At 68.1% G+C, this 14377-nt stretch carries 12 protein-coding genes; 3 read left to right on the forward strand and 9 right to left on the reverse strand.

Annotated features, from left to right (window positions below):
• Window positions 1-116: 116 nt before the first annotated feature.
• Both ada and EJ903_RS04555 read right to left on the reverse strand, forming a co-directional pair.
• A complete protein-coding gene (gene ada / locus EJ903_RS04550; protein WP_126612581.1) occupies window positions 117-1202 on the reverse strand; it encodes a bifunctional DNA-binding transcriptional regulator/O6-methylguanine-DNA methyltransferase Ada in 1086 nt (361 codons plus the stop codon).
• A gap of 107 nt (window positions 1203-1309) precedes the next feature.
• Window positions 1310-3286 carry a PP2C family protein-serine/threonine phosphatase gene (locus EJ903_RS04555; protein ID WP_126612583.1) on the reverse strand — a complete coding sequence of 659 codons (1977 nt, stop codon included), beginning with the start codon at window positions 3284-3286 and terminating at the stop codon, window positions 1310-1312.
• A 210-nt stretch (window positions 3287-3496) separates the two neighbouring features.
• On the opposite strand from EJ903_RS04555, the gene EJ903_RS04560 reads away from it, so the two are divergent.
• Together EJ903_RS04560 and EJ903_RS04565 are read left to right on the forward strand one after the other, a co-directional pair.
• Window positions 3497-3898, forward strand: a complete 402-nt coding sequence (locus EJ903_RS04560; RefSeq protein WP_126612585.1) for a response regulator — start codon at window positions 3497-3499, stop codon at window positions 3896-3898.
• Window positions 3899-3993: 95 nt separating this feature from the next.
• Window positions 3994-4368 (forward strand): hypothetical protein, encoded by a 375-nt coding sequence (locus EJ903_RS04565; protein WP_126612587.1) that lies wholly within the window; start codon window positions 3994-3996, stop codon window positions 4366-4368.
• Here the strand turns inward: EJ903_RS04565 and EJ903_RS04570 are convergent.
• Complete coding sequence (locus EJ903_RS04570) at window positions 4356-5327, reverse strand: glutathione S-transferase family protein (RefSeq protein ID WP_126612589.1); 972 nt, start codon at window positions 5325-5327, stop codon at window positions 4356-4358. The two genes, EJ903_RS04565 and EJ903_RS04570, sit on opposite strands and share 13 nt — an antisense overlap.
• A 252-nt stretch (window positions 5328-5579) precedes the next feature.
• Here EJ903_RS04570 and EJ903_RS04575 point away from each other — a divergent pair, with 252 nt between their 5' ends.
• Window positions 5580-7343 (forward strand): ABC transporter ATP-binding protein/permease, encoded by a 1764-nt coding sequence (locus EJ903_RS04575; RefSeq protein WP_126612591.1) that lies wholly within the window; start codon window positions 5580-5582, stop codon window positions 7341-7343.
• Window positions 7344-7361: 18 nt separating this feature from the next.
• Here EJ903_RS04575 and EJ903_RS04580 read toward each other — a convergent pair whose 3' ends face one another.
• From EJ903_RS04580 to EJ903_RS04605, 6 genes are read right to left on the reverse strand one after another with little or no spacing between them, the layout of a single operon-like run.
• Window positions 7362-7682, reverse strand: coding sequence for a DUF3325 family protein (locus EJ903_RS04580; protein ID WP_126612593.1), 321 nt, complete (start codon window positions 7680-7682; stop codon window positions 7362-7364).
• Window positions 7675-9270 (reverse strand): PepSY-associated TM helix domain-containing protein, encoded by a 1596-nt coding sequence (locus EJ903_RS04585; RefSeq protein ID WP_126612595.1) that lies wholly within the window; start codon window positions 9268-9270, stop codon window positions 7675-7677. Before EJ903_RS04585 ends, EJ903_RS04580 begins: the two co-directional genes overlap by 8 nt.
• Window positions 9267-9614, reverse strand: coding sequence for an iron uptake protein (locus EJ903_RS04590; protein WP_126612597.1), 348 nt, complete (start codon window positions 9612-9614; stop codon window positions 9267-9269). The genes EJ903_RS04585 and EJ903_RS04590 overlap by 4 nt, the downstream gene beginning before the upstream one ends.
• Window positions 9614-11821 (reverse strand): TonB-dependent siderophore receptor, encoded by a 2208-nt coding sequence (locus EJ903_RS04595; protein ID WP_158627872.1) that lies wholly within the window; start codon window positions 11819-11821, stop codon window positions 9614-9616. Before EJ903_RS04595 ends, EJ903_RS04590 begins: the two co-directional genes overlap by 1 nt.
• A gap of 17 nt (window positions 11822-11838) precedes the next feature.
• Window positions 11839-13200, reverse strand: a complete 1362-nt coding sequence (locus tag EJ903_RS04600; protein ID WP_126612601.1) for a lysine N(6)-hydroxylase/L-ornithine N(5)-oxygenase family protein — start codon at window positions 13198-13200, stop codon at window positions 11839-11841.
• A 3-nt stretch (window positions 13201-13203) separates the two neighbouring features.
• Entirely contained in the window at window positions 13204-14346 is a 1143-nt protein-coding gene (locus EJ903_RS04605; RefSeq protein ID WP_126612603.1) for a GNAT family N-acetyltransferase, read from the reverse strand.
• Between the last annotated feature and the right edge of the window lie 31 nt (window positions 14347-14377).

Below are 14377 nucleotides of genomic sequence, written 5' to 3' on the forward strand. Positions count from 1 at the left end.
GCCGCTCCGTTCGGAGCGCGTCGGCGTCGTTCGCGTCGGGAGGCGCTTTATAGGCGGCATCCCAATTTCACGCAACACCTTTTTTCACCAAAAACGCATTTTTCCAAAAAAACCCTTCAGGTCCCCTCGCGGTCCAGCAGCGCGCGCTTGCGCTCCACCCCCCAGGCGTAGCCGGACAGGCTGCCGTCAGTGCGCACCACCCGATGACACGGGACCACCACGGCAACCGGGTTGGCCGCGCAGGCACGGGCCACCGCCCGCACGGCGGCGGGTTGGCCGATGGCCCGTGCAACGTCGCTGTAGGTCGCGGTCGATCCCGGCGGAATGGCGCGCAGGGCCTGCCACACCCGATGCTGAAACGCCGTCCCCTGGAGATCGAGCGGCAGGTCGCAGCGTTGGGATGGGGTTTCAACGGCACCGATCACCGCCGCCACCGTCTGTTCAAAGCCCGCGTCCCCACCCACCAGGCGCGCGTTGGGAAAGCGGGCTTGCAGCGCCTCGACCAACCGTTGGGGATCGTCGCCGAAATGGATCGCACACACCCCCTTGTCGGTGGCGGCCACCACGACCTGCCCCAAGGAGCAGGTGCCAACGGCAAACCGGATGTCCGCCCCGCGCCCGCCCGCGCGGTAATCCGATGGGCGCATGCCCAGCCGGGCCGTCGCGCCGTCGTAAAACCGGCTGGAGGAGGAATAGCCCGCATCGTAGATGGTTTCCGTCACCGATTTGCCCGCCGCCAGTCCGGTGCGGGCGAGCGCGGTCTTGCAGGCGGAGGCAAAGCCTTTCGGCGTCACCCCGGCGATCGCCTTGAACACCCGGTGGTAATGAAACGGCGACAGACCGGCCTGCGCGGCCAGATCGGCCAGGGAGGGCACCGGCTCACCGTCTTTCACCGCCGCTTCGATCCGGCGGCAGGCTTGGGCCACGCTGTCGGCGTGGCGGTCGTCGGCGCTGGTGTCGCGAGGGTGGCAGCGTTTGCACGGACGGAACCCCGCCGCCTCCGCCGCGTCGCAATCCGCGTGGAAGCTCACATTCGCGCGTTTGGCCAGCCGCGACGGGCAGCTTGGCCGACAATACACCCCGGTGCTGGACACCGCGTAGACGAAGCGGCCATCGGCCGCCCGGTCGCGCCGCCGTACCGTTTCCCAACGCTCGTCGTCATTCTCTGCGCTGATGACCGGGGCAAGGGCGGGATGAGTCATGGCGCGGCTCCTTCACATCACGGTCCATCCCGACCCATCGGAATCGATCCATGAGCCGCATCCTGCCCGCCGCCGCCTCGCCCAACACCCCGCGTCTTGCGGTCAAATCAGAGCGCGTCCCCCTCCGCCACCACCGGCAGCAGACGGCGCAGCACCAGACAGAGCAGATCGCCCGCCAGCCCTTCCGGCCCGGCATGGGCCTCCACCGCGCGCAAAACCAGTTCGGCCCGGTCACGCGCCGACAGCACCCGCCCCTGTTGCAGCACCGCGCCGAAGCGTTCCGCGCCAAAGGGGATCCGCTGCTGGTCCAGTGTCCGCAGCACGCCGTCGGTGCACAGGAACAGCGTGTCGTCCTGATTCAGCACGACGGTCGCCTCGGCAAAGGTCACGCTTTTGCGCGTGCCGAGCACCGGGCCGCCCGCCTCGGTCAACGGCTCCACGCTGCCATCGGCCAGGATGCGGCACCCACCCGGCTGACCGGCCACCGCGTGGTGCAGCGCGCCCGTCACCCGATCATACACGCCGACGAAGGCGGTGGCGTACCCATCGAAAGGGCTTTCCGCCCCCAACCGCTCGTTGACCCCAGCCAACAGCGCGCCGGGCGTGACGCCGGGACGGGCCAATTCGCGGATGGCCCCGCGCAGGATCAGCATCAGGAACGCCGCCGGAACCCCACCGCCGGAGACGCCGACCGTCACCAACAGCGTCGTACGCTCGTCCAGTTCGATGACGTCGTAGAAGTCGCCGCTGACGGTGTGGGCCGGAACCAGTGCGGCAAAGCATTGGCTGTCGCGCCCGGCGGGAAGCTGGCGCGGCAGCAGGCTGGCCTGCACGTCGCGGGCGGCGCGCTGCTCCTCCTCGATCAACTGTTCGGCCAGCGCCAGCTTTTCCGATTTGGTTTCCAACTCGGCACCGCGCAGCAGCAATTGGGCGTCAAGCGTCTCTTCGCGGGCCGAGGCCTCCAGCGCCATGCTGCGGAAGACGCGGGACAGGCGGCCGAATTCATCGTCGCGGGCCGTCGCCTCGTTCAGGGTGAAGGGGTTGAAGCGCCCGGCCTCCACCGCCGCCACCGCCTCGCTCAACCGTTCGACCGGGGCCATCTGCCGACGGGCAAAGCGAACGGCGCTGTAGACACCCAAACCGATGACGAGGATGCCCAGAAGGCCACCGATTTTCAGTTGTCGGCGCAGCATCACCCCCGGTTCCTCGGCGGGCAGGCGCACCACGGCGACGGCGGGTTGCCCCTGGCCATTGCCCGTCAGCTTGATCGGGGCCAAGGCCAGCAGACTGCCGCCATCCTGGACGACGCGCACATCGCCACCCGCTGCCGCCACCGCCTTGGCCGTTTCGGTTCCCGAGGACGACAGCGGACCGCCTCCGGCCTCACCAATCACCGCGCCACGCGCGACGATGCGGCCATCGCGGTCGAGCAACCACGCGGCCTCGACCGCGCGGCTGGCCAGCAGCGCGTCGATCAGGCCATCGGCTCCGGCCTTCTTGGCGATGTCACCCAACCGCTTGACCTCCGCCCCCACCTGGACGATGCGCGGCTTGTCCACCCCGGCGACCCCGGCGAACTTCATCAGCTTGCCGCCTTCCACCGCCGCGTCCGACACCAGGGACGAGGGCGACCGGTTCAACAAGCCGGTGTAGGCCGAATGACGCGGATGCGCCTTGCTGTCCTGGCCAAACAGCGGGTCGGGGCCGGAGAGATTGTGCAGATAGGCGCGGCCCCGGTTGTCGGTGATCCACATCTCATCCGGTCCACCGGCCTCGGCGATCTGCTTCAACCGGTCGGAGATTTGCTTGGGCGCGAGCTTGGCCTGTTCGGCCAGCGCCACCACATGGGCGGTCAGCGTCGCTTCGGACAGCAGGCGTTCGCCCAGCAGGATTTCCACCTCGCGCGGGAGGTCCCGCGTTTGCGTGGCGGCACGGGCGAGCAGACCGGCGGCCATCCGGCCATCCGCCTCGATCCGCGCCAAAAGGGCACCCTGGGTTGTCCAGGCCAAGGCGGCGGTGATCGCAACCACCGCCAGCGCCACCAGCCCCGTCACCAGCAGGATCAAACGTTGTTGAAACGTCATGGGGAATCGCCCGCCCTTCATTCCTGTTCGATCATCGCTTCTACCGGGGTGCGGCGCACAAGTCCAGGCGGTGGGAGCCGATGCGGGCAGCCTGCGGCCAAATCACCGGGCCGACACCGGCACAGCGCCGTCGTGGCTGTTTCGTTCCCTCAGCGGAACGGCTACACTCCCGCGTATGTCCGGTTGCCCGCACGCTGGAGGTTTCCCGCAATGTTTGAGACCCACAGCATACTGGTGGTTGAGGATGAAATCATCGCCCGGTCCGTGACGGTGCGCCTGCTGCGACAGTTGGGCGTCGGCACGGTGATGGAGGCCGCCGATGGGGCCGAAGCGCTCGCCCGCTGCGACCGGGTCGCCTTTGACGCCATTCTCTGCGATGTGGAGATGGAGCCGCTGGATGGGTTGGGCTTCCTGAGCGCCTTGCGAACCCGCAGCAGCACCCCGTCCGCCGAGACCCCGGTTGTGATGCTGACCAAGCACAACGAATCGGACATCGTCCTGGCCGCCCTGCACGCCGGGGCCGCCGGGTATCTGGTGAAACCCGTCACCCCCGCGTCCCTGGCGGACCGGCTGACCCGGATCCTGGGGGAGCCAAGCCCGGGAGAACCATAATGCGCAACAATCCATCCCACTCAGCGTAATTATTGGTTTCGTAACCCATCCGCATACAGCATGATGCGCCTCTTTTCCCTGACCGGCGGGTTGCCATGCCGATGAACATTCTGGAAATCGCCGTTTACGCCATGGTCCTGACCGCTGGTCATCCGACGTCCTACGAATGCGTCGCGGTGAAACCGGAAGGGGCCAACTGCACAAACGGCATGTCCGCCAAAAACGACGGGCCGCACATCCTGTTCAACAGCGGGGTTCAGGTCCGCAAGGACAACCAAGGCCGTGTCAGCCTGACCAACGGGCTGAAGACACGGTTCGATTCCAGCGCGTGGGTGGCGTTCGAGGACGCCAGCGGCAAGCCGGTGGTCAGCGTGCGCAAAACCGGGCCGATGCGCTTCAAATTTTCCAACGGCTATCAATGCGAGGCGATGGGAAACCCGGACGACATGGCCCGCTGCTACAAGCCCTGATCCAGCCAGCCGGGACCAAGATGCTCGCGCCCGGACGGGGATGTCAGATCCAGCGCAGGCCCTTTCGGCACGATGGCGGTCGGGTTGATGGTGGGGTGGCTGCCATAATAATGGCGTTTGATGTGGTCGAGATTGACCGTCTCGGCCACACCGGGAACGCTGAACAGGTCCCGCAGATAGCCCGACAGGTTGGGATAATCAACAATGCGCTGGCGGTTGCATTTGAAATGCCCGACATAGACAGCGTCAAACCGCACCAGCGTGGTGAACAGCCGCCAATCGGCTTCGGTCAGTCGGTTGCCCACCAGCCAGCGTTGACCGGACAGGCGCGCGTCCAATTCGTCCAAGGCGTCAAACAGGGCATCGAAGGCCGCCTCGTATTTGTCCTGGGCGGTGGCGAATCCCGCCTTGTACACACCGTTGTTGACACGGTCATAGACGAAACCGTTGACCCGGTCGATCTCCTCCCGCAGCTCCACCGGATAGAGATCACGGCGGTTTCCGGTGATGCCATCGAAGGCGCTGTTGAACATGCGGATGATCTCCGCCGATTCGTTGTTCACGATCCGCCCGCTGCGGCTGTCCCACAGAACCGGCACCGTCACCCGCCCGGTGTAATCCGTTTGGCTCCGACAATAGATCTCATAAAGGCGCGTGGCTCCGGTGGCCGGATCGGGTGTTGGAAACACCCAGCCGTCCGCCAGCATCAGCGGATCGACCACGCTCACGTCGATCACCCCGGTCAAATCCTTCAGCGCGCGCACAATCAAGGTCCGGTGCGCCCAGGGACAGGCCAGCGAAACGAACAGGCGGTACCGCCCGGCCTCCGCCGGATAGGGGGCGGACCCGTCCGCCGTGATGCGGTCGCGGAACTGGGCCTCGGTGCGGACGAACGCGCCACCGGTCTTGCGGGTGTCATACCATTGGTCGTGCCACCGCCCCTCGATCAACAACCCCATGACGCGCCCCTTCCGTTGCGTCCCCAGCGGACCACCGCCAACAGCCAGGCGCAAGTGTTTTGCGCCCCTGAACGCGCCGGAATCGTCCGGGCCGGACGTCATGGACCGCACACCGCCCGCAAATCGGCTTGATCGCAAAAAAAGAACACCGAATTCCGCCGTCAGCAGCGTAACAAGTCCGTCACGGTGGCCGCCGTCGGATCCCCACACGCGCCATCACACGCGCCATCGTCCTGACCGGAGAACAACCCGATGCTCGAACGCCTGTCCGTGGTTCGCGCCTTTCTGGCCGATGTCTGGCGGTTGACCCGCCCCTATTGGTCGTCCGAAGAACGGTGGGCGGCGCGCGGGTTGCTGGCGGCCATCGTCGCGCTGAACCTGGGCACGGTCGCGATCGAGGTGTGGCTGACAAAGGTGAACTCCGCCATTTTCAACGCGCTGGAGGAAAAGGACCAGGGGGCTTTCGTCGACGCGCTGCTGATGTTCGGCGGGTTGGCGCTGGTCTTCATCGCGGTGGCGGTCTATCGGCTCTACCTGAACCAGATGCTGCAAATCCGCTGGCGGCGCTGGCTGACCGAACGCTATCTCGGCGACTGGCTGAACAACCAGACCTATTACCGGCTGAATTTCGTCACCGCCAGCGGCGGCCCCGGAACCGACAACCCTGACCAACGCATCGCCGAGGATCTGCGCGGCTTTGTCCAACTGACCCTGAGCCTGTCGCTGGGCTTCCTCAGCAACATCGTCTCGCTGCTGTCCTTCCTGGCGATCCTGTGGAGCCTGTCGGGGGACGTCGGCCTGTTCGGCATCACCATCCCCGGTTACATGGTGTGGGTGGCGCTGGTCTACGCGGTGCTCGGCACCTGGATCACCCACAAGATCGGCAAGCCGCTGGCCCGGTTGAATTTCGACCAGCAGAAATACGAGGCGGATTTCCGCTTCGCCCTGGTCCGCCTGCGCGAGAACGCCGAGAGCATCGCCTTTCAGCGCGGCGAGCCACAGGAATCCCGCCGCTTCGCCGACCGCTTCGGTCATGTGGTGTCCAATTGGTGGGCGATCATGCGGACGCAAAAGAAGCTGGTCTGGTTCACCGCCGGCTATGGGCAGGTTGCCGTCATCTTCCCGCTGCTGGTCGCCGCCCCGCGCTATTTCAGCGGAGCCATTCCGTTGGGCGCGCTGATGCAGACCTCGCAAGCCTTCGGGCAGGTGCAGGGGGCGCTGTCCTGGTTCATCGACGCCTACACCAACCTTGCCGACTGGCACGCCACCACCAGCCGCCTGGTCGGCTTTCACCAGGCGGTGGAAACGGTGCGCGCCGCCAGCGCCCGGCAGGGCGGGGTTGAGCGGGTGGAGGGAACCGACGATGCCCTGCATCTGGACGGGCTGGCCCTGTCGCTGCCCGGCCACGCCGACCCGTTGCTGACCGCCGACCTGACGGTCTCTCCGGGCGAACGGCTGCTGATCTCCGGCGCGTCGGGGTCGGGCAAGAGCACGCTGCTGCGCGCGGTGGCCGGGATCTGGCCGTTCGGACGGGGACGGATCCGCTTGCCCGCCGGGTCGGCGGCGCTTCCGGCCACCAGCATGGTTCTGCCGCAGAAACCCTACATCCCCATCGGCACGCTGCGCGCCGCCCTCGCCTACCCCGCCAACGCCGATGGTTTTGACGACGCCACCCTGCGCGGTCTGCTGACCGATGTCGGCATGAGCGCCTTCGCCGACCGCCTGGACGACGAGGATCATTGGAGTCAGCGCCTGTCCGGCGGCGAGCAGCAACGGTTGGCCGTGGCCCGTGCCCTGCTCCACAAACCGGCGTGGCTCTATCTGGACGAGGCCACCTCCGCCTGCGATCCCGACACGGAAAACCGGCTTTACGGTCTGCTGCGGGACCGTCTGCCCGGCACGGCCATCGTCAGCGTCGGCCACCGCACCAGTCTGGTGGCGCACCACACCCGTCACGTGGCGGTGCAGCGGAACGACCACGCGCCACAAGAGGCGGGCCGCGTGGTTCCTGTCTGAGGAATCGACCGCCGCCCCTCAGCGCGGCTTTGCGTTGCGCGTCGTCGCGGTGCCGGCCGTCAGCGCGGTGACGCCCGCCGCCACCGCCAACGCCGCCGCCGACAATGCCAGCACCCACAGCAGCAGGCCGAACCCCACCCCCTCGTGACGCACCGCGACCGAGAGGGCGGCGGCCAGACAGAGCGCGGCGGCCACCCGCAGCCGCGCCACCAATCGGCGCGGCGGGTCGCGGCGGCGGTCCACCAGATCGCCCCAATGCCGCCCCACCGTCAGCGCCAACCCGGCAAAAGCCAGACCGCACAGCGCGAACACCGTCACCACCGCCAAAGCGTCAGACATGATCCGTCGCCTCCGTCATCGTCACGGCGGGTGCGTCCCGACGGCCCGACAGGCGATGGGACAGGCGGCGGGCCACCCGCCACGCCGTCCAGGCCGTCAGCGCCAACACCGCATCCACCCCCAGCACCGGCCAATCGCCCAACGCGATGGCGCGCAGCGGGTGTTCGCCGGTGGTGAGCCAGTTCAGCCCCACGCAAGCCCCGGCGAGCGCGGCCACCGCCCAGCATTGCGCCGCCCAGGGCGGATCGCGCCGGGTGCGGAGAGCGGCGTGGATGACGCTGCCGATCCAGACCAGAAAGAACAGCCCGGCCTCGACCAGCTCGCGCGACGGCACGGTCGCGGGCAACAGCCGGTTGGCGGCCATCATCGCCAGCGTCGCGATCAGCAACCCGGTGATGCTGCCGCAGGCCAAGGCCCCGACGCTGCGCCACCCGAGTCCGACGACAGCGGTCTCGACCACCCGGCGTTTCTCCAGCCAATACAGCAGGCCGGTGCCGATCAACACGCACCCGCTCAGGCCGAACAGGAAATAGAGCCAGCGCAGCGGCCAATGGTCGAACGCCGCGATATGCAGGCCGGACAACAGCCGATGCGTGGCCACCACCGGGCCGGGCCGCTGGTGCTTCAGCACCGCACCGGTCACGCCATCGAAAAAGATCGGCTCGACGTCCAGGCTCAGACGGTCGCCGGTGTCGCGGTTCAGGCGCACGATCGACGCGGCGTCGCCCGCGTTGATGACGAAGACGACCGCCGCCTCCCCCCCGCCCCACAGGCGCTTGGCCTCCGCCAGCATCGGATCGAGCGGGGCGAGCGGGGCCGGGGTTCCGCTGCGCGGGCGGCTGTAATTGCCCAGCGCGTCGTCGTAGAAGCGCTGCACGTCGCCGTCATACAGGGCGTTCACCCCGGCGGGCAGCACCATCGGCAGGATGATGACGATCCCGGTGAAGGAGATCATCAGATGGAAGGGCAGCACCAGAACGCCGGTCAGGTTGTGCAGATCCAGCAGCGACCGCCGCAACTGCCCCCAACTGCGGAAGGTGAAGAAGTCCTTGAAAATGCGGGCGTGGATGATGATTCCGGAGATCAGACCGGCCAGCATCGCCACGGTGGCGAAGGACACGATCCAATAGCCGACGAAGCCCGCCCGCAGATGCAGGCTGTAATGCAGCGGGTAAAAGAAGGAGGTCGCCCCCAGCGTGCCGACCGGCGGCAGCAACCGCCCGTCCGCCGTCGCCATGCCGCCGGAAACACCGCCGTCGGTGCGCACGCGCAGTTCCATCACCGGGCGGCGGCCGTCCGGCAATTTGGCGTACCAGTCGCGCAGCCCCCGCCCGGCGGCGAGCCGCTCCACCACCGGCAGGACATTGCGATCGAGCGAGAACGGCGCGTCCGGCCTGTGCGCGCCCACCGCGCCGACGCGGGTGTCGGGCATCATCCAGCGGTCGATCTCGTCGGCGAAGACCGCCAGCGACCCCATGAAGAAGATCAGCATCAGCAGACCGCCGAGCGTCACCCCCGCCCAGGTGTGCGGCCACAGCATCGCGGCGCGCAGCGCCGGACTGATGAGCGCGCGCTTTTTCGTGCTCATGGCAAGATGATCCCAATCAGGCGGGAGGCGGTCATCATCACGATGCCGCCACCGCCCAGAACCGCCCAACCGACGGCGGCGCGTGGAACCGCGAAGGCCCACAGCGCCATCATCGGCAGGATCAGCAACGACAACAGGCTGGCCGCCGTCACGGCTTCCGCCGGGGCCAGCCCGATCAACACCCCCAGCTCCGCCCCGAAGGCCGCCAGCCCCCAGGCGAAGCCATAGGCACCGAAGACGGCCGCCGTCACCCGCGCGGCGGTCGTCCAGGCCGGGCGCGACGGGCGCGCCCCACCGGAGGGGGACCGGCCCGTTTCGGCCCGGCGGACCGTCTTCGCGCCCATCAGAGCTTGGCCCGCAGGGTCAGCAGGACGGTGCGCGGCTCGCCATAGATGTTGCCCGACTGCGCGTTGCCGATGCGCTGGTAATAGCTGCGGTCGAACAGGTTCTTGACGTTGACCGCCGCCGTCACCTTTTCGGTCACGTCATAGGCCACGCGGGCGTCCACCGTCGCGTAACCGCCCTGGGTCAGGCGGGCGTAGTTCAGCGAGGGGAACTCGTTGTACATGGAGGTCTGCGCGTTGACGCCGCCGCCCACGCTCAGGCGGCTGTCAATGGCCTCCGGCAGGCGGTAATTGGCCCAGAGGCGGACCTGATGCTTGGGGGCGATGGCGGTGAAGGCGCTCGCCGCGTTGGCGCTGCTGTCCAGGCTCTTGGCGTTGGTGTAGGTGTAACCGGCGTACAGGTCCAGGCCCGGCAGAACCTCACCCGACAGATCCAGCTCCACACCACGGCTCTGCGCCTTGCCGCCGGACACATAGATCGACTGGTTGGGGTAACGCGGATCGGATTGCGGGCGGTTCTCCTCCGTGATGTGGAAGAGCGAGGCGGTGGCGTGCAGGCGTCCGCCGAAATAATCGGCCTTCACCCCGGCCTCGTACTGGCGGCCCTTCAGCGGGGTCAGCACCTTGCCCGCCGCGTCCACATAGGATTGCGGCTGATAGACCTGCGAGACGCTGGTGTAGAGGGCGTAGGTGCTGTTGATGTCATAGACCAGCCCGGCGTAGGGCGTGACCTTGCCATCGACCGACGCGCTCGATTCCGCCGTCCCGGCCAGCCGGTCGGCATCCACCTTGGTCTGCCACCAGTTGATCCGCCCGCCGACGATGAAGCGCAACGGCTCGGCCAGACGCAGACGCAGCACGCCGTAACCGCCCCAGCTGTCGGTTGTGGTGTGGGTGTCGCGCTGCCAGTCACGCCACGCCGGTTCGGCGGTGGACGCGTTGGCCGCAAAGATGTTCTGTGTCACCGACCAACTCCCAACCGGGTTGGCGGCGCGGTGGCGGAAGGTGGTGCGTTCGTAATTGACCCCGACCGCCGCCTCGTGCGTCCGGTCCAGCAGACGGAAATCGCCGCTGGCCGACAGATCGGCCCCAAACTGCTCTTGGTCGTAACGCACCTTCTGGGCGTAGAGCGTGGTGCGGTTGACCCCCGGTGTGACCGGAGAATAGGCGTAGGCCATCTTCCGGTCCATCTCGTTGCTGATGTAATGGGTGGCCAGTTTGACGTTCCAACCGTTGCCGAAGCGGTGTTCCAGGTCGGCAAAGCCGCCCTTGGTGGTGAACACGTCGCGGTTCCAGTCCAGACCGAGCGAGGTCGAGCGCGGCACGTCGAGCAGACGCAACTGCGCCTGACCACCCACGACCGAGGCGTAGGCGGGCAGATTCCACGCCCCGCTGTAGTCCATGCGCTGATACCACGCGCCCGCCGTCAGCGTGGTGTCGGGGGTCAGGTCGGCGGCGATGCTGCCATAACCGAGCGCGCGGCGTTGGTCGGTCCAGTCCTGAAAGCTGTTGCGGTCCTGATAGGCCCCGACGAAGCGCCCGCGCAGCGTGCCGGACTCGTTCAGGGACCCGGTGATGTCGCCCTCGCCCCGATAGTTGGCGTAGGATCCGGCGGTCAGCTCGCCATAGCCTTCCAGCGACTTTTTCGGCAGCTTGCGCACCAGATTGACCGCACCGCCGGGACCGCCCATGCCGTTCAGCAGGCCCGCCGGTCCCTTCAGCACCTCGACCCGCTCATACATCGCCAGATCGGGCGAGGCGAAGATGCGGTCGTCCAGCGTGGTCGGTACGCCGTTGTATTGCAGGTTGGTGATCTCGAACCCGCGCGAATAGATGTTCAGGCGGTTGCCGTCGATCGGCTCCACCGTCACGCCCGGCGTCTGGCGCAGGGCCTCGTCCAGCGTGACGAGCTTCTGCTCCTCGAACCGTTCGCGCGGCACCGTGGTGATGGTTTGCGGCACCTCGCGCGGGGCCAGCGGCAGCTTGGACCCGACGGTGGTCGGCGGGTTGGCGTCGCGCTGGCGCTCGCCGCCGACGCTGATGGTCGGCAGCGACAGGCTTTCGGTTGTCGCCGCGTCGGTGGTCCCCGTCGTTTGGGCCATCACCACCGACGGCAGCAGCAACGCCGCCGCCGCGACCGACCCCAGCAGACGGACGCGCCCCCTGCTCCACTCCCCAAGGCGTCCAGGCTGCCTGATGCTCTTCATCGGAATAATCCCCCAATTCATCGCTGTGCGGATGTCAACATGCGGATGGTGTCGCCTTGTGCGTCCGCCGGAACGGCGGCGGTCAGGGCGGTGGCGATCTCCTGCGCGCGGATGGGCAGGATCGACAGCAGGCTGTCGCTCAGGCCGTGGGTGGCCTCGCAGCAGCCTTGCAGGTACAGGCCGACGGAACAGCCGGGGACCGTGGGCAGGCGGTAATCCCGCCCGACCTCCCCGCCGGTCAGCCAGGGTTCCATCGGCTGCAACAACGCCTCGTGGATGCGGCGGCGGTAGCCGGTGGCGAGCAGGACGGCGTCGTAGCGCCGTTCCTCCCGCGATCCGTCGTCCAGATTGGCCAGGGCGAGCGTGACGCCATCACCGTCGGGCCGGGCGGTGGCGGTCACCACCTCCCGCCGGGTCAGCATGGCGTGGCGCTCCGCGCCCGCGACCTTCTGCTGGTAAAAGATGGCGTAGATCGCGTCGATCAGGTCGGGATCGACGACGGCGTAGTTGGTGTTGTGGAAGGCGCGCAGCAGCGCGGCGCGCTCGTCGGCGGGCAGGCCATAGAGGTAGCCGGTGTAGTCGGCGTCAAAGACCTTGTTGGCGAACGGGCTGCTGTCGGCGGGCCGCATCGCCGGGCCGCGCGCGATCACGTCCACCGCCACCCCGCGCCCGTGCAGGTCAAGGAACAGTTCGGCCGCGCTCTGCCCCAGCCCGATCACCGCCACCCGCCCGGCCCGCGCCAGAGCGTCGGCGGCGGCCAGATAGCCGTTCGAATGGATCACCAGCGGGCCATCCTGCGGACCATCGGGCACCGGATGGCTGCGGACCAGGGATTGAAACGGCTCCGGCACCTGCGGCGTCGCCCCGGCCCCGATCACCACGTTGCGGGCCAACAGGCTGCGGTCCCGCCCCGCCGCATCCCGCGCGTGGACCCGGACCTGCGACAGCCCACCGCCAGCGCCACGCACCGGCTCCACCGCCGTGACCGTCACGCCATAGCCGCAGACGTCGGCGAAGTCCGCCGCCACCCAGCCGAGATAGTCGTTGAACTCCCGGCGGCTGGGGTAAAAGGTCCGCAGATTGATGAAATCCTGAAGCCGCCCCCGCCGGTGCAGGTAGCTGAGGAAGCTGTAGCGGCTGGTCGGATCGCGCAGCGACACCAGATCCTTGAGGAAGGAGATCTGCATGCGGCTGCCGTCCAACAGCATGTTGCCGTGCCAGACGAAGCGGTCGCGCTGCTCCAGAAAGCGGGCGGACAGCGGCGACCCCGCGTCGCGCAGGGCCACCGCCAAGGCCAGATTGGACGGGCCGAAACCGACGCCGACCAGATCATGCGCCCGCGTTTCGTCGGCGCGCAGCGGGGTGGGGGTTCCGTCCATCCCTCAGCCCCCCTGCCGGGGTGCGGTTGCGGCAGCGGCGGTAATGGCCGGGGCCGGATCGGCGCGCGGCACCCACAGGCGGTCGGCGAAGTAACGCTCGCGCAGCAGCATGACCAGCATGGCCCGCTTGTGCGGGAAATCAAACTCCTTGACCTTGGCGAAGCCGGAACGGTCGAGGTTGCGGATCTGCTGGTGGTGATCGGCGCGCGGTTCGCCGACGATGCGCTGGGTCCGGGAATCGTCCAGGAACATGAAATGCACCAGCGACGGCAGCCAGGCGCTGACATAGGCGCGCCCGCGCACACGCTCCTCCCCGATCAGGACATGCCATCCCCGGTCATGATCCTGGGCGTCGTAATAGGCCCCGATGCGGTTCTCCTTGGCCCAATACACTTCGAAATAGCCAAAGGGCGCGCCGTCCAGGCTGGCGATCAGCGGCATCGTGTGGGGATCGGACGTCTGCGCGTCGAGATAGGCGCGGTGATGGTCGAGATCCCCGCTTTCCTGCCAGAAGGCGGCGACGCGGGGATCGTTCTGCCAGCGGTGGAACCGCTCCAGATCCCGCACCGGATCGGCCAAACGGAAGCTCAGGGTCTGGCCCAGCCATGGGATGTGGCGGGCGTAGAGCGTGCCTTGCGGCTTGGGCGGGCGGCGCGGGTGATAGCGCCCGTTCGACAGGACATGCGTTTGCGGGTAGCCGCCCGATCCCGCCGTCAGCAGCCACAGGTCGGGGCGCTGGAAAAGCGCGCCCGCCAAGGCCCACAGGCCGCCGCCCGCGTCCTCCACCGCCACGCCGTCGCCGCGCAGCGTCTCGGCCAGCGCGTCGGGGGCGAGCAGGCGCAGGCGCGACGGGGTGTCGGCGCGGGCAAAGGCGGCGTCGAGCGCGGCCAGGGCGGCCAGCCGTTGGACTTCAGCCGTTGCGATGGACGCCGCCGTGTCCGGCGCACCGTCAAAGGTCAGCGTGGCGTCGCTCCCGTCACCAAGCAGACGCCAGCGCTGGATCGTGTGGTCGTCCAGGGCGACGGTGAGACGGTCGTCGACCCAGCGGGTGACGAGGGGGCGGCCCAGCGCGCGGCACGGTGCCGGTGCACCGCCGGATGCGGCCAGGGTGTCGGCGGCCAGGGTGTCGTCGGTTGCGGCGGTCATCTCGGACGCCTCCTGTTCAGGCGGCGCGCAG

It is taken from the genome of Azospirillum griseum, assembly GCF_003966125.1.
Classification (GTDB): domain Bacteria; phylum Pseudomonadota; class Alphaproteobacteria; order Azospirillales; family Azospirillaceae; genus Azospirillum; species Azospirillum griseum.